This window comes from Leucobacter sp. OLIS6, assembly GCF_002752355.1.
Classification (GTDB): domain Bacteria; phylum Actinomycetota; class Actinomycetes; order Actinomycetales; family Microbacteriaceae; genus Leucobacter.
On the sequence record NZ_MRAV01000016.1, the window covers coordinates 85,397 to 108,890 of the forward strand.

A 23,494-nucleotide genomic window follows, 5' to 3' on the forward strand; every position below is an offset into this window, starting at 1 on the left:
GCCGACATCGATCCCGGAGACGGCGATGGCGGCCCGTGCGCGATGCACGGGCCGCCATCGGCGGGTCAGGCCGAGACCTCGACGGGCGCCTTCGTCGGCGGACTCGCCGCACGTCCCATCGCGGTCCGCCAGCGATCCTTCACCCCCTGGCTCACCTTCTGCCAGCTGCGGTCTCGGATGAAGATCGAGTCGATCGCGATCATCGTCAGCGAGAACCACGGCAGGCCCATGAGCACCGCGATGGCGATGTGGAAGCCGAGGATCCCGAACAGGGCGATGATGCGCGTGGGACGGGACAGCAGTGCGAGCGGGAACGCGACCTGCAGGATGATCGATCCCCAGGAGGCGACGGCGACCATCGGGCCCCAGGTCGTCACCAGGTCGCTGAGCACGGGCCAGGTGCCGAAGCGCATGGTGTGCAGCGGGTTGTACACCGCGTAGCCCTCCGACCAGGGGCTTCCGCTGGCCTTGTAGAGCCCGCCCGACGCGTACACGAACATGACCTGCGCGGTCAGCGCGATCAGTGCGAGGTTGTGCAGGGCGTTCCCGATCTGCCGCGGACCGCTCTCCTCCGCGAACCACTCCCGCTTCGCGCGCCTGCGCGCATCCAGCGACCAGCGCGCGGCCGGATCGGCGAAGAACAGCAGGATCATCGCGATGCGGAACATGTTGTCGCCCTGATCGCCGACCATGTCGTTCGCTTCGATGAAGCCGACCCAGCCGACGAAGAAGATCGGCAGGACGATGCGGAACCGCCATCCCAGGATGAACAGCACCGCGAGCGCCATCAGCGCGACGTAGCAGACCGTGTAGAGCACGGGATCTCCGGCGACGGCGTGGAACAGGCTGAAGATCCAGATCTTCGGGAAGTCGCTGACGGGCTCGGCGAGCTCTCCGTTCCACGCCGACCCCGGGCCGAAGGTGTACAGTCGCGTGGAGAAGTTCGCCAGCAGGAGCCCGAGACCGGTGGCCCCGAACAGGATCCGGGTGACCGCGAGGCCGTAGAGGGACTTCTTGCTGACGAGCAGCCAGTTCTCGAAGAACGCGAGCCCCCTGCCGATCGTCACGATCGGGGTTCGGACCGCGACGACGATGAGGCTCCAGACGAATGCGCCGAACTGCGCGACCCGGTTCATTTGCTCATCCGTTCGTACTGTGCGCGGAACACGTCCGCGAAGTCCTGATCGCTCTGCCCGGGCTCCGTCACCAGCGGACGCCAGCCCGGCAGGATCACCGTCGGAGCGGGCCTCTCGGCCTTCGGATCGTTCCGCTGCGCGAACGGGATCACGTTCTGCCGGCTCACCCGGTACTGCACGCGCTCGACGCCCTCGCCCCAGATCGCTTTGGCCACCTGCGTCGCGTACGCGGTCGACATGTGCTCCTGGCCGAGGTACATGCTCATCTGGTCCGAGGTCACCGAGGCCCCGGCGTTGCCGTTCGCCGCGGCCTTCTCATCGAGCTTGTCGTAGAGAGCCGTCTCCCACTCCGCGTTCGAGTAGTCGCCGCCCACGAGCTTCTGCTGGTCCGCGTTGAGCGCGTCGAACGCCGATTTGTAGTTCGACGCGACCTCGCTCGACTGGATCCCCGCTCGGGGCGGGAAGAGGTTGTAGCGGATCATCGATATCTCGACGTCGGTAGCGCTCACCCATCCCGTCGTGACCTCCTTGCCGTCCTGCTTGATGACGGCGCGCACGTTGAAGTGGTAGTCGCCGTTGATCGGCTCGGGAGCGAACACGCTCCACGACTGCCCGAAGAACGGGATCATGTACGAGGTGAGGAGGTTCCCGGGAACCACCTCACGCGCGTTCGCGGAGTAGGGCGCGATCCACAGGAACGATGCGAACACCTGCCATGCGGTGAGGAGCACCGCTCCCCAGGCGATGACGCGCACCACCGGCTTGCGCTTCTTCCGCTGAGCGCGGTTCGACCCGGGTTCGGGAGGAGAGTCTGACGCGGATGGCGGCTCTGGATCGCCGCTCTGCCCGGCACGAGTCGGAGTTTCCTCAGACTCCCCGAGCACCTTCTGATTCACCAAGACCTACAGCTCCTTTCACAGTTCCCTCCCGCGGCTGAGTCTACTGACCCTGAGAGGGAACGGAGAATGGCCGGGACTGCGTCGCAGTCCCGGCCATCCCGTCACCCGATTAGCAGGACGGTCGGTTGTTCAGCACCTTGTCGCTGACCACACCGGTGCCTCCCAGAACGAATCCGGTCTTCGGCTTGATGTCAGTGAAGACACCGTAGACATCCTTCGGGATGCAGTACCGCTGCGTCAGCATGATCGGAGCCGTCTGAGCACCGGCGACCGCGGAGCCCGAGAGGGCGTCCGGGAAGTCGAGACCGGTGGCCAGGTAGACCAGGCCGTTCTTCGTGTTCCACTTCGCCGCGAGCAGCGCCGAGGTCTCGTAGCGGTCGAGACCCGCGTACCGCTTCACGGTGGTGGCGGAGGACCGCACGGAGGTCGCGACGCCCTTCGACACCACTCCCTCACCACCCGCGATGAAGATGTTCTTCAGGTGGAACTGCTTCAGTTCGGCGAGCGCCGCCTTCGAGGCCTTCGGCTGCATACCGTCGACCAGGAGGACCGGAGCACCGACCGCACCCGCCGCGCTGCCCGCGGACAGCGCGTCCGGGTAGTCGCGGCCGGTCGCCACGAACACCGTATCCGTGCCGCTCGCACCCCAGCCGGCCTCCGTGATCTTCAGCGAGGTCTCGTAGCGATCCGCTCCGCCGAGGCGCACCGTCTTGATGCCGAGCGCCTTGATCGCGTTCTCCGTCGCGGTGCTCACCGCACCGGTCTGGCCCGCGATGTAGGCGGTCTTCGGCTTGAGGCGCTTGAGCTCCGCGGCCGTGTCGGTGTTGAGCGACTTGGTCTGCGTGAGCAGCACCGGCGACTTCAGCTTCGCGGCGAACGGGGCCGCCGACAGCGCGTCGGGGGCGATGTCGCTGCGCGCGATGACCACGCTCTGCGAGCCCTTGGGGAAGGTCTCCTGCGAGATCTTCACCGCGGTCTTGAAGCGATCCGCACCGCCGAGGCGCTTCCACTTCGTGGTGTTGACCGGGCCGTCGGCATCCGCCGAAGCGTCGCTCGAGGAGGTGGACTGAGCCGCCGCCTGCGATGCCGCACCGGCGTTCGCGTTGCCGCGGGTCGATGCGTTCGCGTGCGTCGCCGAGTTGGCGTTGGAGTCCGCCGTCGCAGCGGCGGCCACCTGCGCGGCGGCGTTCGCCGCCGCAGCGGTGTTCGCCGTCGCGTTGGTCGTCGCGGTGGCGTTCTGGTTCGCCGCAGCCTTCGCCGCGATCGATGCGTCACCGTTCGCCGCGGCCGAGGCCTGGCTGCTGTTGTCCGCCATCGCCGCGGCCTTCGCCGCCGCCTGAGCGTTCGCGTGGCTCGTGCTGTTCGCGTTCGCCGATGCCGACGCCGACGCGGTCGCGTTGGTGTTGGCACTGGAATCAGCGTTGCTCGAGCTGCTCGAGGTGGCGCTCGCAGCGGCGTTCGCCGATGCGTTCGAGCTCGAGTTCGCGGTCGCCGCAGCCTTCGACGCCGCTTCGGCGTTCGCCGTCGCCGCCGAGGAGGCGTCGGCGTTGGTGGTCGACGTGGCATCGGTGTTCGCCGCTGCCTGGGCCGACGCGGTCGCGGCTGCGTTCGCAGTCGTGGTCGCGGTCGTCGAGGCGTTGGACGATGCCGTCGGGTCCGCAGCCGACTTCGCTGCGGCCTCCGCGTTCGCGGTGGCGGCGGCCGAAGCCGTCGTCTTCGCGTCGGCCGTTGCCGCGGCCTGCGCCGCCGCCTGCGCCGCCGCGTTGGCGTTGCTGTCGGCCTGGGCCGACGCCGCTGCGGACGCCGAGGCGTTCGCGTTGGCAGCCGAGTTCGCGTTCGCGTTGGTGTTCGCGTTGGCCCCGGTACCGCCGTCGGTGACCGTCACGGTCGCCTTCGCCGACTTGTTGCTGGTGCCGCCGGTCGCGGTGAACTCGAGCGAACCCAGAGCCTGGGTCGCCGGAACGGTCCAGGTCTGCGTGAAGGTGCCGTCGGCTCCCGCAGTCGCCGTAAAGGCAGTGCCGCCCGCGGGCGTGATCGTCACCGTCTCACCGGGGGTGAAGCCGTCGCCCTTGAGGGTGACGGTGCCGCCCTGCGCCACTGAGCTGGGCGTCGCCGCCAGCGTCGGGTTCGCGGCGGCCTTGACCGTCGACGAGGCGAACTGGAGTTTGACCGCGTTGCTGCCGAGGATGTTCGGGAGCAGAGCCAGAGACAGCGCACGGACGGAGAATCCGCCAGAGATGTCAGCGGGCTGCGCCGGCGAGAGCTTCGTCGGCTGCTCGTTGATCCTGAGCGTCACGAGTTCGTTCAGCACCTTCTTCAGCGCACCGTCGCTCCCGACGAGACCGTCGAGGACCGGTGTGACGACGCCCATGATCGCCGGCTGCAGACCGCCGATGACGTTGTCGACCACGGGCTTCACGACCGATGCTCCGACGGTGGTGAGCGCCCCGCTCACCAGGTCGATGATCGGTTGGACCAGGCCGCCGATCGGGATCCCGAGCAGATCGAGCTGGCTCACGTCAATGACCGGGGCCGGGTATCCGGGCTGGCCGAGCAGGCCGCCGATCGTGGTCTTGACGGTGACGGGCGCTTTCGCGATGCCGATCAGCACGGAGACGTCGATGTCGAGGTTGACCGCCGTGTCGTAGATGCCCTTCGTGACCAGCGTGACCGCCTTGTTCACGAGCGAGTTCGGGCTGTTGCCGACCAGGGTGTCGGACACGCCGTCGAGAATCGCCGTGACCGTCGCCGCATCGAGCACATCGGTGTTCGCGGGCAGGTCGTTGAGCGAGGTGACCCCGTGGCCCTTGATCGCGAGCTTCGCGAGATCGAGGTGCACGAGCCCGGTCTTCAGGTCGATCTTCACGCTGCCGTCGCTGTTGGCGAGCGGTGTCTGGAGCAACTGCGCCTGGACCGTGCTCACGAGGCTCGTGGTGTCGACCGAGAGCTCTTTGAGCTGGACCTTCACCAGCCCCAGGAGGTTCACGTTGAGAATGCTCTTCAGAGCGGTCTCGAGCGCACCACCGGGAGCGGCGAGGTTCGTGATCGGTGCGACGGCGGTGGTGATCACACCGTCGAGCGACGTCACCACGCCGCCGACCAGGTTGCTGTGCACATCGGCGTTCAGCTCGCTCAGCATGTACTCCGAGGAGTTGGCGCCGAAGGAGTTCTGCGCCTGCGAGGCGACCGCGCCGATGTTGATGGTCGCCTTGTCGAGCACGGTGTCCGTGATCTGCTGGCCGAGCACCTGGGTGAGGAGCGCGGAGAGGTCGAGGTTCGCGGGTTTGAAGTCCGAGTCCTTCGCAGCGTCGACGTTGATCGCGCCCTCCTGCGTGATCAGGCCGGAGGCCGCGTTCGACTTCGTGAGCGTCGGGGAAGCCCCGTAGCTCGAAATCGCTCCGAGGCTGCCGAGATCGAGGAGACCGTTGGTGTGCTGCGCATCCTTGATCAGGGGCAGAGTGATGGTGCCGAGGTTGATCGACGCCGCGCCCCCGAGAAGCGACACGTTGAGCGCATCCCGGTTCGGTCCCTTATCGGCGGAGTAGGCGGAGTTGGCCTCGGCACCACCGGCGAGGTTCAGGTTGAGCGCGTCGACCCAGAGCCCGTGCCCGTGCGCAGCGGATGCCGCGGACGAGACCGGTCCCGAGTTCTTCGAGTCGGCGTTGGCCGCCGAGGCGACGCCGAAGGCTGGAGCGAGGATGGTCGCGGCGGCGGTGACCAGGGCGATGCCCCGGGCTCTCCGCTTGCCGGCATCCGTTCGCCGGAGTTGCTTGGTCAAGTGTTCCCCCAAACGCTTGATGATGAGGTTCGTGAGGCTCCCGGGTCGCAGGCGTTCCCGCCAACGGCCCGACGCTCTCGTCGCGAGCGTAACCAGGGGTCCAGCGAACTCCCAGGACTGTGCGTAACCCCGACTACGCGTACGCGCATACGATTGAAAGCGGTGCGGGATACGGATTCCCTTCCCGCTCACTACTGAGATCGTCGAGGGCACATCTGAGAGTGAAGACATACAACTCCGAATGTTTTTCGGCAGAGCGCACCAAGATGGCTAGGCTGCTGCACATACCGTCGATGACGGGGTATGCGGCTGGGGGAACGGTTCGCACAAACACTGGTGATCTTCAGGAGATGTGACCCATGGTGGATCGGCTCTTTCAGCTGCGCATAGGAATAACGGACGCGATACTCGCGGAGGTCGAACGGCACCCGCTCGTGCTCGTGCTCGGAGAGACCGGACTCGGACAGGGTCACGAGCTCCGCGCGGTACAGAACCGCCTGGGGTCGGCTGTCGGCAGGAGCGAGCTCATCGATTGCGCGGCTCCGGGCGCGGCCGAGCGCGTCGCCGCGGTGCAGCCCCACCGCGTGCTCCTGCTGGACCGCCTCGAGCGGGCCGGTCTCGAGACGCTCCGCGCGCTCAAGTCCTTCGTCGACGCCGGGGGTCATGCCATCGGAGCCCTCGAGATCAGCGAACTGCGCAACAGCTATTCCGACGCCGTCGAAGCGCTCGTCACCGAGGATCCGAGCACACTGGCCTCGCTCGAACACGCGGTCCGGATCCGGCTCGAGCCGTTCGGAGTCCAGCAGGTCGCGGACCTGGCCCACCGGCATGCGCAGCAGCCGCTCGACTCGGCGACGGTCGGAGCGATCCAGCAGCTCTCGCTCGGGCGCCCGTACTGGGCCCTCGACCTGCTGACGATCGCGGAGTCGGGGCAGCTCGTGCCCGGCCCGCAGCCCAGCATCCGTCACGAGCGGCTCCACGAGCTCAATCTGCCGGCCATGCAGGCCGCCTCCCGCCTGGCGCACGGCCTCGACACGCAGACTCTCGCGGCGGCCGCAGTGCTGTCCGAGCTCGACCCCCTGGATCAGGCGTCCGCGGAGGAGCTGACCGGTGGCGACCTGCTGCGCGAGCTCACGGATCGCGGCATCGCCGTTCAGTACGGGTCCACGGATCTGCTCCACGTTCCCGAATTCATCGCGGTGCCGCTGCGCAGCACGATCTCCAGCCAGGAGCTCGAGGTCACGCGTCAACGCATCACCGAGGGATTACTCAGCCTCGAGATGCTCGGCCTTCCCCTCTCGGACCGAGACGCCGAGTTCTGCGCGCGCACTCCCCTGTCGAGCGAGATCCCGCGCGCCGCGCAGGCCGCCGTGCTGCACCGGGTGCTCGAGCAGCGATTGACCTTCGGTGTCGACGGACTCACCCGGGCGCTGTTCCTGCGGGCAGGCGCACTCGGCCAGCCCCTCGATCCGCAGACGCGGGTCCGCGCGCTCGCCGGCCTCAAGGGAGCGCCGACGGGCCTCTCCGCTCTGGTCGAGACCGCGATCCCCGCAGAACCGGTGCCGCGTCTCGCCCACCTCAACGCCTGGGCGGTGCTGAGCGCGGAATCGGGAGTCGATCCCTCCGATCCGCACGCGTTCGCGCAGTTGGATCCGGCAGGTTCCTCGGAGGCCGCGACCGCCCTCGTGCTGAGCCGCCTCAACGACACCGAGCCTCTGGGGTCGGACCGCGCGGCCATCGCCGCGTGCGCGGCGTCCCACCCGTCTCCCGAGGTCGCCTGCGCAGCCGGGATCCTGCAGGTGCTCGACGCGGTACCGCGCGGGGCGGTACCCGCACGGTCCCTCGCGGCGGCGGCCCGCACTCTCACCGGCCGCATGGGCCTGCCCGAGTCCCGGGTGCTCCACCACCTGCACGGATCGATCCTGCTCGGATGGGCCCTCAACACGCTGTTCACCGATACCTTGCGCGAGCACGCCGAAGATCTGCGCGGGGTGGCTCGGCGGCTGCCGGCCGGCGCCTCCCACCTGATCTGGCTCGGCCATCTCGAAGCCGCCGCGGGCGCGCTCTCCGCCGGAGACGCGCACCACGCGCTTCTCGAGTGGCAGCGCATGGAGCAACGGCTGCCGATGTTCCTCCCGAAGCGTCTCACCCACACCGTCGCTCTCATTGCCCGCGCGCTGACCGCCGAGAAGCACCGGGACCGCACTGCGCCCTCGAGCGTCGACACCACGTTCACCGGCATGGTCGGCTACCTCGCCGGCCGTCTCGAAGCCCTCGACCCGTCCGTCGTCCGCATCGACGTCGAAGAGCAACCGGCACCGCTCGTGGCCATCGCCGCCGCGCACCGCCGCGCATTCGATCAGCAGAACCCGGTCGAGCTGTTCCGCATCGCCGAGCACCTCTGCGACGGCGAGCACTGGGCCGCGGCCGAGAACGCCGCGAGCGCCGCGCGGCGGATCCAGCTGAAACGCCGCGCGTCCGGCGCGGTCGGGCGCTGCGACCGCCTGCTCGAACGGATCGACGCCGCGATCACGCTCTCGCTCCCGTGGCGCATGCGCGAACAGATCCCCCGGCCGACGCAGCAGCCGACCCGCACCCCCCTGACCGCACGAGAGCGGACAGCGGCCGAACTCGCCGCGCAGGGCCTCGGAAACCGCGAGATCGCCGAGCGGATGGGCTGCGGGGTCCGCACGGTCGAGTCGCACATCGCCCAGGCTCGCGCCAAGCTCGGAGCTGCGAATCGCAGCGAGCTGGTCGAGCGACTCGCGCAGGAACACGCCGATTTCACATTCGGCGCCCGCATCCCCTAAGCTCTTTCTCGGTGACGTGTCCGAGCGGCCGAAGGTGCAACTCTCGAAAAGTTGTGTAGGGTAACCCCCTACCGTGGGTTCAAATCCCACCGTCACCGCCAGAGCTGAGGCCCTGACTCCCTTACGAGGGAGCCGGGGCCTCAGTCATTTCCGGCAGCGTTTGCCCACATCTTGCCCACGCTTCCGGCCGGTGGCCCGGCCGGAGTGCCGGACCACCGTTCGGTGCTCACCCGAGCCGCACCGCCTCGCCGCTCGCGACGGATCGGCGCGCGGCGTCGACGACCTCGAGCGTGCGCAGCCCCACCGCGCCATCGGGGCGGGGGCGGCGACCCGATCGGACGGCGTCGAGGAACTCGTCGAGCATGGCCGCGTCGAGGTTGTCGCCCGTCGACGCCCAGACCGGCCCGTCCGACGTGACCCCGGCCACGTGCTGGGCGAAGGGGTCGATCGTGATACTGCCGCGCGTCCCGATCACCTGCAGCGTCAGCCCGCCCCAGGTCGGCCCGTTCTCGGGCATGCTCCAGGTGCAGTCGACGCTCGCGATGACCCCGCCCGGGTAGTTCGCGGTCACGAGCCCCCCGGTCTCGACCGCGGCTCCCGAGTGGATCGCGCGATTCGCTACCGCGTAGACCGTCTCCGGCCGCACGCCGAGCAGCTCGTCGATGAGGTCCGCGCAGTGCACGACGTGGTCGACGAGCGCGCCGCCGCCGGCGAGCTCCGGATCGGTGAACCAGGCACGATCCGCAGGGAGCTTGCCGTTGTTCGTGCCGCGCACCGCGAGGATCGTGCCGAGTTGCCCCGACCGGACTCGCTGCACGAGGTCGGCGAAGGCGGGAGCGAATCGCACCGGATACGCGGTCATCAGCGCGACCCCGGCCCGCTCCGTCGCCGCGAGCATGGCCCGCGCGTCCTCGACGGTGGTCGCGAGCGGCTTCTCGCAGAGCACGGGGGCCCCGTGGGCGGCGGCCAGCTCGACCAGTTCGCGGTGCCGCGAGTTCTCGGCCGTCACGATCACCGCGTCCGGCCCCCAGGCCATCGCCTCCGTGTAGTCGTCGACGTAGTCGACGCCCAACGCCGCAGCGAGTTCCGCTCCGCGAGGAGCGTCGTCCGGAGCCGCGGCGCCATCCGGATCCGCTGCGATGAGCTCGATGTCCGCGCGCCCCGACAGCGCCTCGCAGTAGCTGATCGCGTGCGTGTGCGCGAACGACAGCACCGCGATCCGGAGCGGCCTTCCCGACTCGGTATTCATCGTGCGTTCTCCGTCTCGATCGGGTCGAGGGTCACCTCGACCGGCTGTCCGGTGATGAGGGACGCGGCGGCCGCCTCGGCGAGCTGCACCGCGCGTACGCCGTCGACGGGCGTCACCGCGGCGTCCTCGCCCGAGGCGATCGCCGCGACGAAGGCGCGCAGCTCCGCCGTGTATGGGCTGAGGACGTTCGTCTGCGGCGGCAGGTATCCCCCGCTCGCGGAAGCGCCCGGCAGCTCGATCCGGCTCGGGCTGTACGCGGTCGAGTCGATCGACAGCGTTCCGCGGCTGCCCGCGAGGTCAGCGCTCGTGCGGAACTGCAGACCGGGCGGCCCCCAGGTCCCCTGCACGTGCGAGACGGCACCGCTCGCGTGGGTGAGCACGACGTGCGCGGTAACAGCATCGGGCGCGATCGCGTCCGCCGCGGGCGCGCTGCGCACCGCGTACACGCGCACGACGTCGCCCGCGATCCAGAGCGCCTGATCCAGGTCGTGGATCATCTGGTCCCGGATGATCCCGCCGCCTTCGGCCTCGACATGGAACCAGGATCCCGTGCGGGGGGCTTCTCCCCCGCGCAGGAACCGCAGCACGGCAGGCTCGCCGATGCGCCCGGCGACGACCTGCTCGCGCAGGGCGACGTAGTCGGGGAAGAACCGGACGACGTGCGCCGGGAAGAGCCGCACGCCGGCATCGCGCGCGGCCGTGACGATCTCGCGCGCCTCAGCAGCGGTGCCGGCGAGCGGCTTCTCGCAGATCACGTGCTTGCCCGCCCGGATCGCGGCGTGCGCGAGCGGGCCGTGGCTCGTGGTCGAGGTCACGATGTCGACGAGGTCGCAGGCCGCCAGCAGCGCCTCGAGGTCGGGCGCCACCGCGAAGCCGTACTCGGCGGCGAGCGCCTCGGCGCCCTCCTGGGAGAACACGGTCACGTCGGCGTCGAGCGCCCGCCACCCGTCGGCGTGGACTCGGGAGATTCCGCCGGCCCCGATGAGGCCGACACGAAGGGGTTTCACTGCAGGAGCGCCTTTCTTCGGAGGTTACTTCAGCCCCGAGAACGCGATGCCGTCGATCACGCGCCGTTGCATGGAGAGGAACAGGATGAGCACGGGCGCCATGGCCAGGAGGCTGGCCGCGAGCAGCAGCGGATAGTCGGGGATCGACCTCTGGCTGGTGAGCGTCGCGATGCCCGGTGCGAGCGGCATCTGCGTCGCGTCGGTGGCGACGATGAGCGGCCAGAGCAGGTCGTTCCAGGACGCGAGCACCGTGATGATCGCGAGCGCCGAGAGTCCGGGCTTCGCGAGTGGCAGCATGATCTTCCAGAAGATCTGGAAGTGGTTCGCCCCGTCGAGGCGGGCGGCCTCCGAGAGTTCTTCGGGCAAGCCCATGAAGAACTGCCGCATCATGAACGTGCCGAACGCGCTGAAGATGCCGGGGGCGGCGATTCCCGCGATCGTGTTGAGCCAGCCGAGGCCCTGGACGATCTGGTACTGCGGCAGGAGGTAGACCTGCGGCGGCACCATCAGGATCGCGAGGACGATCGCGAAGATCGTGCGCTTGAACGGGAACTCGAGGCGGGCGAACGCATACCCCGCCATGGAGCAGAGCAGCAGCTGCCCCACCGTGCGGATCGTCGTGACCGCCGCCGAGACCCAGAGCTGGTTGAGGAACGGGAGCTGGTCGAAGACGTGCGCGAAGTTCTCGAAGTGCAGTTCGCCCGGCCAGAAGGTGGGCGGTACCGAGGTGACCTGGGCATTGGTCGCGAGCGACATGAGGATCTGCCAGAGGAACGGGAAGATCATGGTCAGCGACGCGACGATCAGGACCGCGTGCGTGACGCCGTTGCCGAGGCGGAGCCGCTTGCCCGCTGCGCGCTGCCGGATGGCGAGCGCGGTCGTCTGCGTGTCAGTCATAGGTCACCCACCGCTTCTGCATCCGGAACTGGAGCATCGTGAATGCGCCGACGAGCAGCAGGATCGCCACGCCGACCGCCGCCGCGTACCCGTTGTCCCCGGCCTGCTGGTGCGCGAAGAAGAGGTAGACGAGCGACTGGGTCTGGTTGATCGCGGGGTTCTGCGTCCCCATGAGCGCGTAGAGCAGGTCGAAGACCTGGAACCCGGTGATCACGGTCATGACCGAGACGAAGAAGATGGACGGGCTGAGGAGCGGCACCGTGATGGAGAAGAACTGCCGCGCGCGGCTCGCTCCGTCGAGGGTCGATGCCTCGTACATCTCGGGCGGAATCCCCCGCATGCCAGCCGAGAGCACGATCAGGTTGAAGCCGAGTGAGATCCACATGCCGACGAGTCCGACGGACAGCAGCGCGAACCACTCGGTGCTGAGCCAGTTCGGGCCCGTGAGGCCGACGAGCGACAGCGTGTAGTTGAGGATCCCGAAGTCGCCGTTGAAGATGATCCGCCACACCATGGCCACGGCCGCGGGCATCGCCACGTAGGGCAGGAAGAACGCGGTGCGGTAGACCGCAGCGAATCGCAGGCCGGGCCGGTTGATGAGCGCGGCGAACAGCACCGCGACCGGGATCCCGAGCAGCAGGATGCCGACGTAGATCAGCGTGTTGACGATGGCGCGCCAGAAGTCGGGATCGCCGAGCATCGTCTCGTAGTTGTCGAGCCCGGTCCAGGTCGCTCCGCCGAACGCGCCCCACGTGGTGAAGCTGAAGTAGGCGTTGCGGAAGATGGGCCAGATGTAGAAGACGAGCACGCCGAAGAGCAGCGGGCCGACGAAAAGGAGCGCCCAGAGGGAGCTCCTGAGCCGGGCCCGAGGGCGCGGATCCGAGGATCCGCGCCGCCCGGTTCGGGGTGCGGTCGCCTGCGCGGCGACCGCACCCGGAGCAGATGCGAAACCCGTCACTTCTGCTCTTTCTCCAGCGCCTTGTTCATCTCGGCGGCGAGCTTCTTCGCCACGTCGGGCACCGGCTGCTCACCGCTGAACGCAGCGGGCAGCAGGTCGTTCTCGAGCTTGTTCCACGCAGCCGTGTTCTTCGAGATCGGGTACGGGAAGGCGTACTCGGTCGCCGCGCTCTCGAAGATGTTCAGGTCCCAGGGCGCCGAATCGACGAAGGCCTGCTGCGTGCCGTTGAAGGCCGGGTTCGCAGCGCCCAGCTTCGCCTGGGTTTCGGCGGCCTGCTTGCTGCCGAGGTAGTTCTGGAAGGCGAGCGCCGCGGCCTTGTTCTTCGACCCCTTCGCGACCGCATTGGCGAGGCCGTGGATCACGGTCGCCTTGCGCTCGCCCTTCGGCAGCGGCGCGACCGCGATCGAGTCCTTCACCTGCGAGCCGAGGAATTCGGAGTTCGACCAAGTGCCCGACCAGATCATCGCCGACTTGCCGTTGATGAACCACTGGTCCTGCGGGGTGTCGGAGAGCTGGGACGGGGTCGGTGACGAGCCGTCGGCGACGAGGTCGCGCACGAACTGCAGCCCGGCGATCGACTTGGGATCGTCGTATCCCGACTTCTTGCCGTCCTCCGAGATGATGCTGCCGCCGGCCTGCAGGATCGTGTTGTAGTAGACCTCCTGCCCGCCGTTGAGCCCGCTCGCGACGCCGTAGATGCCCTTGGGCTTCAGCTTGTCGGAGATGGCCTTGGCCTTCTGGTGGAACTCGTCCCAGGTCCAGTCCGCCGTCGGGTAGGCGACGCCGGCCTCATCGAAGATCGCCTTGTTGTAGTAGACGGCGATCGTGTCGAAGTCCTTCGGAACGCCGTACTGGGTCCCGTCCCACGAATAGAGGTCGTTGAGCGCCTTCGGGTAGTCCGCCGGCTTCAGATCCTTGCTCATCGGCTCGAGCATGTCGTTGGAGGCATACAGCTGGAAATTCGGGCCGTTCAGCCAGAACACATCGGGCAGCGTGTTCGAGCTGCCCTGCGTCTGCAGCTTCGTGAAGTAGTTCGCGTAGGGGGTGATCTGGGTCTTCACCGTGATGTTCGGGAACTCCTTGTTGAAGTCCTTGATCAGGGCCTCCATCGCCGGCTTCTGGTTGACGTCCCAGAACGCGTACGAGATCTCGGCCTTCAGGTTGTGGTCGCTGGCCGCCTCGGAGGCGCCGCCGCCGGAGCATCCCGACAGGGCCAGGGCGGTCACCGCGAGCGCCCCGGCGAGCGCGAGGGTCTTCTTCTTCATGGATTCTCCTTTGAATACGGGGTCTGAATAGGTCGTGCCCGGAACCGCGGCCGGCGGATCAGAGCCGCTCGTCTACGCCCGGATCCACCGGACGCACGCGGCGCGGCTCGCCGTCGGCCCGGATCGACTCGGTCGCGGCGACCGCGGTGGCGACCGCGTCGCGAGCCGCGACCGCCGAGGTCGTCGTGGCGATCCCGTCGCGCACGAACGCGACGAACTCGGCGACCGTGAGCCGATCGGCGTCGCCGTGCCCGTCCGCGTCGCCGCTCACCGGGTGCTCCGCGTCGCCGTGCTCGGAGTAGAGCGTGCGCGTGTTCCAGACCCGCACGACCGCCCCGTCGCCGTCGCCGAAGTTCTCGAGCCGTCCCTCGGTGCCGATCACCGTGTAGTTGCGCCAGTAGTCGGGGGTGTAGTGGCACTGCTGGTACGACGCGAGCACACCGTTGTCGAGTCGCATCACGACCATCGACAGGTCTTCCACGTCGATGACGGGGTTCAGCTCGGTCTGGCTCAGCGGAGGCCAGGTATCGAGCGAGAACCACTCCGGCATGGTGCGATCCGAATTGTCGCGGCGATCGTCGATCCCGCCGTAGAGCGTGAGCCCGCCGAGGCCCGTGACCAGCTCGGAGGTACCGCCCGCGAGCCAGTGGATCACGTCGATGTCGTGGGCGCCCTTCTGCAGCAGCAGCCCGTTCGCCTTGGACCGGTCCGCGTGCCAGTCCTTGAAGTAGTAGTCGCCGCCGTTGCCGACGAAGTGGCGGCACCAGATCGCCTTGACCTCGCCGATCTCGCCGCGGAGGATCAGTTCCCGCATCGCGCGCACCACCGACATGTGCCGCATGTTGTGCCCGACGTAGAGACGGGTTCCCGATTCGGCTGCGGCCGCCAGGATCGCGTCCGCGTCGTCGACGTCGATCGCGAGGGGCTTCTCGAGGTAGACGGCGATCCCCGCGTTCAACAGCGCGACCGCGATCTCGGCGTGCGTATCATCGGGCGACGTGACGAACGCGGCGTCGACGTCGAGGCCCGATGCGGATGCCCCGATCAGTTCGTCGAGGGTCGCGAACGTCGCCTCGCAGGCGAAGGATGCCGAGGCGCGCGCTCGCGCAGTCGCGCTCGGATCCACCGCGGCGACGATGCGTGCGTCGCCGGACTCGACCGCGTACCGGGCGATCGCAGATCTGGCGCCCGCGCCCACGACCGCAAGGCGGAGCACCGACGGTTCCTCGTGCTGCGGGTTCATCCGTCGGCTCCTTCCTGCTGCACGCTCGCGCGCCCGATCACCGCGCGCACCTGCGCGAGGTCGAATCCGGGATCCGCGGGCGGCTCGCCCGGATGGCGGATCTCCGCTGCGCGCTGCGCAGCGAGCGAGAGCGCGCCGAGCGCCACCGATTCGGCCCCCAGCCGGGACGGCACGATCTCGGGTTCGACCGGCAGGGTGATCTCGGCGTTGACCGCTCGACGCAGCGGCCCGAGCAGTTCCTCACCGGCGAGCGAGAGGCCTCCGCCGACGATCACCAGATCGGGATCCACCGCCATCGTGACGATCGCGACGCCGACCGCGAGGCCCTGCGCGAACCGCACGATCTCCTCGCTGGCGGCCCGATCGCCGGCCGCCGCCGCCCGGAACACCTGCTCGCCGGACTCCGCGCTGCTCCACCGGAGCTTGCCCGTGCTGTCGACCTGGGACGAGAACGCGAAGCCGCCGAGGCCGATCTCGCCCGCGACGGAGTGCTTGCCCCGACGGATCTTGCCGTCGATGATGAGGCCGAGCGAGACCCGGTGCCCCGCGAAGACGTAGGCCACGTCGTCGACGTGCTTCGCCGCGCCCAGCCGGAACTCGGCGAGCGCCGCGAGCCGGATGTCGTTCTCGACCACGGCGGCGCAACCGAATTCGGCGCTCAGCAGTCCGGCGAGATCCACGCCCTCCCACTCCGGGAAGTTGTGGGAGATCAGGATCCGGCCCCCGGGGTCGACGACGCCCGAGACCGCCAGCGCCAGGCAGGAGTAGTGGAGCAACCGCTCCGGGTCGACGCCCGAGTGGCGGAGCGCCGAGCGGACGGTCGCGATGACGAGGGCGATGCGCGCGTCTCCGTCGATGCCGAGCACGCTCTCGGTCTCGTGCCATCCGACGACGCGGCCGTCGAGCTCGGCGAGCACGACGCGCAGCCGATGGATGCCGACGTCGACGCCGACGAGGAGGCCTGCATCGGCGCAGAACTCGAAGAACCGGGCGGGGCGTCCGGCACGACGCTCGCCGGCATCGGCGTCGTCGACCACGCGCGCGAGCCCGAGCTCCCGCAGCCGGGACAGCTCGGCGTCGACGGTCGGGCGGGACAGTCCCGTGCGCTCCGCGATCTGGGTCACGCTGGCGCGCCCGCTCTCGAGCAGCGCCGCGGCCACGCGCGCGTTCACCGTGCTCGGCAGCCCGCTGCTTCCGGGTGCATCGCTCGCAATGGGTGTCATGGGACCTCGCCGTCCGAATTAAGAAAGTGACTTTCGTAATATGCTCGCAAGTAGACCACGCACCATCAAGACATGTCAAGACATGCCGCGAAGCGGGACGGTTCCTGCCCGAATACTCAGCCGAGCAGCGCCAGGCCCCAGAATCCGGCCGCCGCAGCGAGGGTCGACAGCGCGGCCGTGCCGCCCGCGTAACCGAGGGCGGCATTCCAGCGACGCGCCGCGATCAGGCGGGCCGCGTCGACGCTCGCGGTCGAGAATGTCGTGTATCCGCCGAGGAACCCGGTGCCGAGCACCGCGAACCACTCGTGCGGCAGCACCTGCGCTCCCCCTGCGAGGCCGGCGAGCGCGGCGAGGATGCCGAGCACCAGGGAGCCCGACACGTTGATGAGCAGCGTCGCCCAGGGGAAACCCCGGGACCCGGGGCGCTCCAGTTTCCGCAGCAGCGGCTGCATCGCCGCGTCGAACGAGAACCGGGCGACGGCGCCCACGCCGCCGGCGAGCGCGACACCCAGCAGGAGGAGCGGAGTCACGCAGGTTCCTCCCTCCGGCGACGCAACCGGCCGCCGAGGAGGATCCCCAGCGTCGCAGCGGCGATGCCGAGCAGGACCGAGAGCGCGAGATAGCCGATCCCGCCCCAGGGCGATCCCCCGTGGGCGAGCTCGATCGCGCCGAGCGCGAGCGTGCTGTAGGTCGTGAAGCCGCCCATCACTCCGGTGCCGAGCAGCAGCCGCAGGTCGGCGACCGCCACGGGCTCGGGAACGGGTCGCAGCAGCGCTTCCAGCAGGATCCCGAGCAGGAGCGCTCCGAGCACGTTGATGACGAGGATCGCGATGGGGAATCCGCCCGGCTTCGGGATCGCGGCGTCGAGCACCGCTCGCACCCCGGTCCCGACCGAACCGCCGACGAAGACGAGCAGCAGCGCGCGGATCCTCACGACGATCCCCTCTCTGCCCCTCCTGCGGAGCGGTACGGACTTCTGGCGGTCAGACGAAGAGTTCGGGAAGCTCCGCTTCGGCGAACGCTCGCAGCTGCTCGCTCTTGCGGAACACGATGGTGTCCCACTCCTCATCGGTGGTGGAGCTGTCGGCGAAGTCCGACGGGACCTTCAGGATCACGAGTTCCAAATCGAAGCGGGCGCAGAGTGCCGCGATCGCGTAGCTCTCCATGTCGACGAGTTCGGCGCCGAGTTCGGCGATGCGGGTGCGCTGCGCGTCGTCCTGGACGAACACGTCGCCCGTCGCGACCGTCAGTTTCGGCGCGAAGACCGGACCGCGCGGTTCGATCGCGGGTGAGGGCAGTGAGAAGTCGTGCTGCTTCACGGCGCCGATCTGGTAGACGGTGTCGAGGTCGGGGCCGTGGTCGACGACGCCGGCGGTGCCGAGCACGATGACGCGCGACACGGATCCGGCACGGTCCGCCAGTTCGCCGGCGAGCGAGACCGCTGCATTCACCTTGCCGACCCCGGTGACGAGGTGCGGGACGTCGCTGAACGCGGATGCTTCGTCACGATGCGCGAAGACCAGCAGGGTGGATCCGGGGGCGGCCGTTCGCTGCGGCGCTTGCGCCGTGGATTCTCCGTGCTGCATGCCGCCCTTTCCGCGTCTTCGTGCGTTTTCGGCGCGATTCGAAGCCGCGCACGGGCAGAGTCTAGCAATTCTCGAACTTTTCGGTTATGCTCGTGGATTGAGCTTGCGCAGCCGCATGCCGTGTCCGCCAGAAGCCATTCATTGGCCGGCGTCGACACCGGCTCGCTCCCGGCCGCAGCGCTCCATTCCACCGGGATCCACGGATCCGCTCCGAGGCGTTCACACGAACGTTCCGATCCCACCGGTCGACCGCATTCGCGTTCGATCACGTACCGCGTTCCCGCCGTTCGGCGAGGAACGCTCGGCGCCGCGCCGCGATTCGCGGGCGGCTGCCGCACACACAGAAAGGACAGCACCATGCAGCACACTCTGCACGCCAGCGATGTCGCGACGCGCCGCTTTGCACCGGTCGCTCCCGTCGCGCAGGCCTCGCGCACCCCGTACCACGCCCTCGGCACCGATTCCGCTCCGCGGATCCCGGCTTGGGCCGAACACCGTTCGGTGTACCGGGGTTCCGGTCGCACGCTCTACCTCGTCGAGACGAAGAATCTCGATGCTGCGGGCAACGACCTGCAGCGCCTCTCGGCCGGTGGCTGGGATGTTCGCGTCGAGCGTTCGGCCGATTCGGCTCGGGTCGCTCTGATGGCGGCCTGACCGCCGCGACAGCGCGGGCGCGGGCGCGAGCGCGCTCGCGCTGTCATCCGCGGTCACGCGGGCCCGTTTCACGGCGGTGCGGCGTAGCGTGGGTTCGGAAGAACCCTGCTGCGCCGCACCGCCGTTCTGCTTCCAGCATTTGCTTCGTTTCGGTGCGACGCACAAGATCCGAGGAGGAGCCGTGGGCGAAGTCGAGTTGGCCGAGGTCGAGAGCTTCGCGCTCGATCACACGAAGGTGCGTGCGCCGTATGTGCGCCTCATCGGGGTGGAGCGCGGACCGAGGGGCGATGCGATCTCGAACTTCGATATTCGGCTGGTGCAGCCGAACGAGGGCGAGATTCCGACCGCCGGGCTGCACACGATCGAGCACACGATCGCGGGTCTGCTGCGCACTCGTCTGGACGGTGTGATCGATATTTCTCCGTTCGGCTGCCGCACCGGCTTCCACCTGATCGTGTGGGGCGAGCCGGGCAACGCGGAAGTCGCGTCTGCGATCAAGGCGTCGCTCGCAGATATCGCCGAACGGGTGACCTGGGACGATGTCCCCGGCACGGACGCGGTGAGCTGCGGCAACTACCGCGACCACAGCCTGCACTCGGCCCGCGAGTGGTCGCGCGCCGTGCTGGAGCAGGGCATCAGCGTCGACGCGTTCGATCGTTCGGTGCTCGCCTAGGTCTGCTCCCGCTCGGTGTCGGCTCGGGGGTGCTCCCGTTCCGTGCCGGCCCGGGGCTGTTCCTGTTCGGCGCCTGTCCGGCTCGGCGTACCGTTCGGTGCCGATACCGGGGTCGGCGGAGCTGACGGCTCCGACAGATCTCGCGAGCTCGGGGCTTCGGAAGCGCGTCGAGGCGCGAGCTCCGGCTGCGCTCGGAACTGACCGGACAGTCCGAGTCCGAGGGCGACCGCGCCGAGCACGATCCAGCCCGCGGCACCGAGCGGACTGACGAGTGCCGGATCGAGCGGAGCCCCGGACGCCGCGAGCAGCATGAAGGTGCCCGCCGCGGCGTTCAGCGCGCCGTGTCCGACGACGGCGGGCCAGACCGATCCACTGCGCAGACGGAGCCAGCCGAAGAATACGCCCCAGGCCACGCAGCCGAGCACCATGAACGCGACGCCGGTCCAGTCGGTGCGGCCGAAGTTGTAGCCCAGCAGGATCAGCGGCGAGTGCCAGAGGCCCCAGATCACGCCGGATCCGAGGAGCGCCGGCCAGGTACCGAGCGGCCGCAGGGCGGGCAGCAGCCATCCGCGCCAACCCACCTCTTCGCCGAAGGCGAGGAGCGAGTTGAACAGCGCCCCGAAGGGCATGGAGATCAGCTGGATCGCCACGAGTACCGCGATGGGCGGAAGCGCTTCGATCGGGTTCTGCGCGGGGAGGGACGCACGGATGGCGTCCGCGTAGGCGGAGAACCCGACGAGGTCGAGCCGCAGCCAGCCGCACGCGGCGGCGACGCCGACGGTGGCGAAGGTCAGCAGAATCGGCAGGAATAGCGCAGCGACCGTGAACCACACGACCCGCTTCGCCGGACGGAGCGGCCACATTCCGAGGAACCGCAGGAACCCGCCTCGCTCCTCGGGCGCGACACCGCGGCGCCTCTCGAGACGTCGCCCGGGCGCGCCCATGAGCCGCACCACCAGCACAGCGATACCCGGAGTGAACATGGTGGCGGAGGCCAACAGGCTGAACAGCGTCGGGAACGCGGGGGTCTTCGGATCCAAGGTCCAGAGCGGGAGGCATACGAGCCAGGCCAGGCCGAACGACACGACGATGAACACGGCGACCGATCCCCAGGGAACCGCGGACGCACTACGCCAGGCTTCGACCGGCCCGGCAGGCGGCGCAGGAGCAGCAGCGCCCCCGGGCGCGCCCCCGTCTGGACGCCCCGGAAGCACCGGCAGTTCGGGATCGCTCACCGTGCGCCCTCCGATCCGGCGTCGGTGCCCGGGCCCGTGCCCGTGCCCGCGCTGCGAGCGGCCGCAGCGAGCACGGCTGCGCCGGTCTCCGCGTCGTCGACGGTAATGCCGAAGATGCTCCCGCTGCGACGCGTGACGACGATCCCCGGGCCTGTGCGCAGGACGATGCCGAACCGTCCCGGCATCCACCGGACCCCCCATCCCCCGAACTCGCCGAGGGGATTGATCTCGGAAGCCGCCACTCGGTCGATATCGGCCGCGTGCACGCGCACGACCGGCCAACCGAGCATCGATCGTGCTTCCAGGCCCGCCGCGTCGATGCGCACGCGGAAACCGATGGTCGTCACGATCAGCACGCTCACCAGCGCTCCCACCAGCGCGAGGTACCACCATCCCGGGAACTGCGCGACGAGGCTGCTCACGCAGAGGATCAGCATGAGCGCGACCATGATCCCTGCGAACCATCGATAGCCTGCGTTCGGCAGAGAGCGACCGATCCAGACCGCTCGCTCGTGCTCGGACAGCGGGAACGGCTCACTGTCGGCTGAAGCCGGCGCCGCGACCGTAACCTTGGGTTGCGCGAACCACCCCAGCACTCCGGCAGCGACGGCCGAGAGCAGGGCGATCACCATCGGACCGGCGACGGTCCCAACAGTACGGGCGTCTGCGACATCGAGCTGGATCTGCACGAGCCCGGCGATGAGCACCGAGATGAACACGATCGTCGCCGCCCCGAAGACGGCGAGAAGCCGCGAGGCGCTCGACCACACGGGGAATCCAGTCCGCCGCCCGCGGGGGATCAACAGGATCACGGCGAAGATGAGCGTCATGCCGACCCCGGTGATGGCGAAGAACAGGATGTTGCTCCAGGGGTCGGAGAAGCCGTCCGGCCCGCCGCTGCCGCCCCAGTGCGTAGCGATCGGGTCAGGCAGGCGCGGGATCCAGAGAATCTGCAGGAGCACGCCCAGCGCCACCATGATGAGCGGCGCCCAGACCCCGACCCACAGCGCGGCGCGGCGCGCACGTGCGACATCGGAGGAGAGCGCTCCGCGCATCGCGCCGGGTGCGTTCGAGGGGTCCGGGACGCCGGTCCGGTCTGTGGTCATCGGAGACTCCTGTCTGATTCGGATACGGCTTCGCCACGGTGATGCGCGGGATCGGTGATCATCGCCGCGAGGGTGCTCGGCGCGACCCCGAGGACTCGGGCGCGGGCCACCAGGACCGCGACGTCGGCGTGCAGGGCGACCAGCTTGGGAGCGGCCTCCGTGACCACCGCGCCGCGCCCCCTGCGGAGGTCGACGAGGCCCTCGTCTCGGAGCTCCTGATAGGCGTGGAGCACTGTGTGCGCATTGATCCCGAGGCCCGCTGCGATCTCGCGGGCCGGTGGAAGCAGTTGCCCGGCGAAGACGCGCTGCGCGGCGATCGACCCACGAATGGAGTCGGCGATCTGCGCGTAGATGGGCCGCTCGCTCGCGGCATCGATCCGGACCAGCATACGCACCCCCTGATGTCAAAAATTATAGCCGAATATGAACTTTTACCGATATGACAATCCGATTTCCTTGGGATCAGTTCGGCAGGAGCGCAACCTCCACGAGGGCAGGGGCCTGAACCCGGCCGAGCTTCTGCGCGAGTCGAACGATCAGACGCCCGCGGGCACCGGGCTCGAACAGGTCGATGGAATGCGCTCGGATCACCGTCCAGCCGGCGTCCCGCGCCCGATCGAGCCGCCGGTTGTCGCGCAGGTACTGCGCGCGGCTCGTGCGATGCTGTTCTCCGTCGTACTCGAGGATGACCCGCCGCTCGACGCAGACCAGGTCGAAACGGCCGATGACGCCCGCGCCGTCGCTGACTTCGACCTGGAACTCGAAGTACCCGGCCAGTCCGTACGCTTCGAGCAGCAGCCGGAGCAGCGTCTCCATGCGTGACTCCGCGCCGACCCGAGCGAGGCCGAGCGCTCGTCTGAGCCGCCGCGCACCGCGCCCGGTGAAGGTCGCTGCGCCTGCACGAAGCGCGTCGAGATCGGCAAGCGCCCAGACCAGTCCCCCGGTACGCCGTTCCCTGATGGCGTGATCCACCGCCACGACCAGCTCGATGAGCGGGAGTTCTGCGGCGGACTGCCGCAGCGCACGCTCGATGGGCACCACCGGAATCGGCGGCAGACCAGATTCCGGCATGATCCACGGGCGGATCTCGGTCGACTCGATCCAGACCGCCTCGAAGCCGTCCGCGGAGATGTGGCCGATCGTGCCCGCTGCCCTTCGGGCATGCGCCGGCGAAGGAATGGTCAGATGTACTGGCTGGTCTGCGTTGGCGCGTATGGGGCATTCGAACAGCCGCAGAGCGGTCGAATGACTGAAGGCTTCCCCGTGTCGCAACACCGGCACGAAGGACAGCACTTGCATGATCCATCGGTCTTCGCGTGTCTGTAATTCGAGCGACGCCTTCGCGTCTGCGGAGAGCCAGTGAGCACCGTGCGGCGTTGGCGCGAACCGCCGGTGCCAGAGCACCCGATCGCTCACGCCGGAGACCCGCGCTTCGGCGCGCGAAAAGGGCCCTCGGGCGAGATGCCCGGGAAGCGCGGTCTGCCGTCGTGTCATTGCAGCAGTTTGCCGGGAGGAAGCCACCGTTCTCGGGTTATCCACTGCTCGTGGAGACCATTCGGACGCAACGCTCGATGTTGACGATGACTCGTTCCTGCGGCGGTCACCAAGAACGAATCGACCGGCCCCAAATGAACCTTTTCTCGAGAGGAATGGTCAATTTGGGTCCAGTCGATGCGAGGGAGGGAGGGCTGTCTCTTATACCCAGCTGACGCTGCCGACGATCTACTGTCTGTAGCTAGCGGTGGTAGCTGCACGCGTGAAAAAACAATACAACA

General features: G+C 68.8%; 20 protein-coding genes and 1 tRNA gene. 4 read left to right on the forward strand and 17 right to left on the reverse strand.

Annotated features, from left to right (window positions below; genetic code table 11):
• Positions 1 to 65: 65 nt before the first annotated feature.
• The 3 genes from BMH31_RS14435 to BMH31_RS14445 all read right to left on the reverse strand — a co-directional run bounded on the left by BMH31_RS14435 (position 66) and on the right by BMH31_RS14445 (position 5,813).
• Positions 66 to 1,136 (reverse strand): HTTM domain-containing protein, encoded by a 1,071-nt coding sequence (locus BMH31_RS14435; protein ID WP_099723192.1) that lies wholly within the window; start codon positions 1,134 to 1,136, stop codon positions 66 to 68.
• Positions 1,133 to 1,894: a DUF5819 family protein gene (locus BMH31_RS14440; RefSeq protein WP_099723193.1), complete on the reverse strand. Its 762-nt coding sequence runs from the start codon at positions 1,892 to 1,894 to the stop codon at positions 1,133 to 1,135. Before BMH31_RS14440 ends, BMH31_RS14435 begins: the two co-directional genes overlap by 4 nt.
• A gap of 250 nt (positions 1,895 to 2,144) precedes the next feature.
• Positions 2,145 to 5,813, reverse strand: coding sequence for a choice-of-anchor G family protein (locus BMH31_RS14445; RefSeq protein WP_099723194.1), 3,669 nt, complete (start codon positions 5,811 to 5,813; stop codon positions 2,145 to 2,147).
• A gap of 359 nt (positions 5,814 to 6,172) precedes the next feature.
• On the opposite strand from BMH31_RS14445, the gene BMH31_RS14450 reads away from it, so the two are divergent.
• A complete protein-coding gene (locus tag BMH31_RS14450) occupies positions 6,173 to 8,623 on the forward strand; it encodes a helix-turn-helix transcriptional regulator (RefSeq protein WP_143469902.1) in 2,451 nt (816 codons plus the stop codon).
• Between the two features lie 10 nt (positions 8,624 to 8,633).
• Positions 8,634 to 8,724, forward strand: a tRNA-Ser gene (locus tag BMH31_RS14455).
• A 125-nt stretch (positions 8,725 to 8,849) separates the two neighbouring features.
• Here the strand turns inward: BMH31_RS14455 and BMH31_RS14460 are convergent.
• From BMH31_RS14460 to BMH31_RS14505, 10 genes are all read right to left on the reverse strand, one after another.
• Positions 8,850 to 9,872, reverse strand: coding sequence for a Gfo/Idh/MocA family oxidoreductase (locus BMH31_RS14460; protein ID WP_099723196.1), 1,023 nt, complete (start codon positions 9,870 to 9,872; stop codon positions 8,850 to 8,852).
• Positions 9,869 to 10,879, reverse strand: a complete 1,011-nt coding sequence (locus BMH31_RS14465; protein WP_099723197.1) for a Gfo/Idh/MocA family oxidoreductase — start codon at positions 10,877 to 10,879, stop codon at positions 9,869 to 9,871. The genes BMH31_RS14460 and BMH31_RS14465 overlap by 4 nt, the downstream gene beginning before the upstream one ends.
• A gap of 24 nt (positions 10,880 to 10,903) precedes the next feature.
• Entirely contained in the window at positions 10,904 to 11,776 is an 873-nt protein-coding gene (locus BMH31_RS14470) for a carbohydrate ABC transporter permease (RefSeq protein ID WP_052961495.1), read from the reverse strand.
• Positions 11,769 to 12,734, reverse strand: a complete 966-nt coding sequence (locus BMH31_RS14475) for a sugar ABC transporter permease (protein WP_099723198.1) — start codon at positions 12,732 to 12,734, stop codon at positions 11,769 to 11,771. The genes BMH31_RS14470 and BMH31_RS14475 overlap by 8 nt, the downstream gene beginning before the upstream one ends.
• Positions 12,731 to 13,999, reverse strand: coding sequence for a sugar ABC transporter substrate-binding protein (locus BMH31_RS14480; protein WP_099723199.1), 1,269 nt, complete (start codon positions 13,997 to 13,999; stop codon positions 12,731 to 12,733). The genes BMH31_RS14475 and BMH31_RS14480 overlap by 4 nt, the downstream gene beginning before the upstream one ends.
• Positions 14,000 to 14,057: 58 nt before the next feature.
• Positions 14,058 to 15,242: a Gfo/Idh/MocA family oxidoreductase gene (locus BMH31_RS14485; protein ID WP_099723200.1), complete on the reverse strand. Its 1,185-nt coding sequence runs from the start codon at positions 15,240 to 15,242 to the stop codon at positions 14,058 to 14,060.
• Entirely contained in the window at positions 15,239 to 16,465 is a 1,227-nt protein-coding gene (locus tag BMH31_RS14490) for an ROK family transcriptional regulator (protein WP_099723201.1), read from the reverse strand. Before BMH31_RS14490 ends, BMH31_RS14485 begins: the two co-directional genes overlap by 4 nt.
• Positions 16,466 to 16,581: 116 nt before the next feature.
• Complete coding sequence (locus BMH31_RS14495; RefSeq protein ID WP_099723202.1) at positions 16,582 to 16,995, reverse strand: CrcB family protein; 414 nt, start codon at positions 16,993 to 16,995, stop codon at positions 16,582 to 16,584.
• A complete protein-coding gene (locus tag BMH31_RS14500) occupies positions 16,992 to 17,399 on the reverse strand; it encodes a CrcB family protein (protein WP_241898316.1) in 408 nt (135 codons plus the stop codon). Before BMH31_RS14500 ends, BMH31_RS14495 begins: the two co-directional genes overlap by 4 nt.
• Before the next feature lie 49 nt (positions 17,400 to 17,448).
• On the reverse strand, positions 17,449 to 18,051 hold the full coding sequence (locus tag BMH31_RS14505; protein WP_099723204.1) for a purine-nucleoside phosphorylase: 603 nt from the start codon (positions 18,049 to 18,051) through the stop codon (positions 17,449 to 17,451).
• A gap of 357 nt (positions 18,052 to 18,408) precedes the next feature.
• Between BMH31_RS14505 and BMH31_RS14510 the strand changes: the two genes are divergently transcribed.
• On the forward strand, positions 18,409 to 18,705 hold the full coding sequence (locus BMH31_RS14510; protein WP_099723205.1) for a hypothetical protein: 297 nt from the start codon (positions 18,409 to 18,411) through the stop codon (positions 18,703 to 18,705).
• Between the two features lie 181 nt (positions 18,706 to 18,886).
• Positions 18,887 to 19,378: an S-ribosylhomocysteine lyase gene (locus BMH31_RS14515; protein ID WP_199068434.1), complete on the forward strand. Its 492-nt coding sequence runs from the start codon at positions 18,887 to 18,889 to the stop codon at positions 19,376 to 19,378.
• On the opposite strand, the gene BMH31_RS14520 is transcribed toward BMH31_RS14515, so the two are convergent.
• The 4 genes from BMH31_RS14520 to BMH31_RS14535 form a co-directional block, all read right to left on the reverse strand.
• Positions 19,375 to 20,475 carry a CPBP family intramembrane glutamic endopeptidase gene (locus BMH31_RS14520; RefSeq protein ID WP_241898317.1) on the reverse strand — a complete coding sequence of 367 codons (1,101 nt, stop codon included), beginning with the start codon at positions 20,473 to 20,475 and terminating at the stop codon, positions 19,375 to 19,377. The genes BMH31_RS14515 and BMH31_RS14520 overlap by 4 nt on opposite strands.
• A 134-nt stretch (positions 20,476 to 20,609) precedes the next feature.
• The gene (locus BMH31_RS15785) at positions 20,610 to 21,719 is read right to left on the reverse strand and encodes a DUF1648 domain-containing protein (RefSeq protein WP_099723207.1); all 1,110 of its coding nucleotides are present in this window, start codon (positions 21,717 to 21,719) and stop codon (positions 20,610 to 20,612) included.
• Entirely contained in the window at positions 21,716 to 22,108 is a 393-nt protein-coding gene (locus tag BMH31_RS14530; protein ID WP_099723208.1) for a GntR family transcriptional regulator, read from the reverse strand. Before BMH31_RS14530 ends, BMH31_RS15785 begins: the two co-directional genes overlap by 4 nt.
• A gap of 73 nt (positions 22,109 to 22,181) precedes the next feature.
• The gene (locus BMH31_RS14535) at positions 22,182 to 23,213 is read right to left on the reverse strand and encodes a DUF559 domain-containing protein (protein ID WP_099723210.1); all 1,032 of its coding nucleotides are present in this window, start codon (positions 23,211 to 23,213) and stop codon (positions 22,182 to 22,184) included.
• Between the last annotated feature and the right edge of the window lie 281 nt (positions 23,214 to 23,494).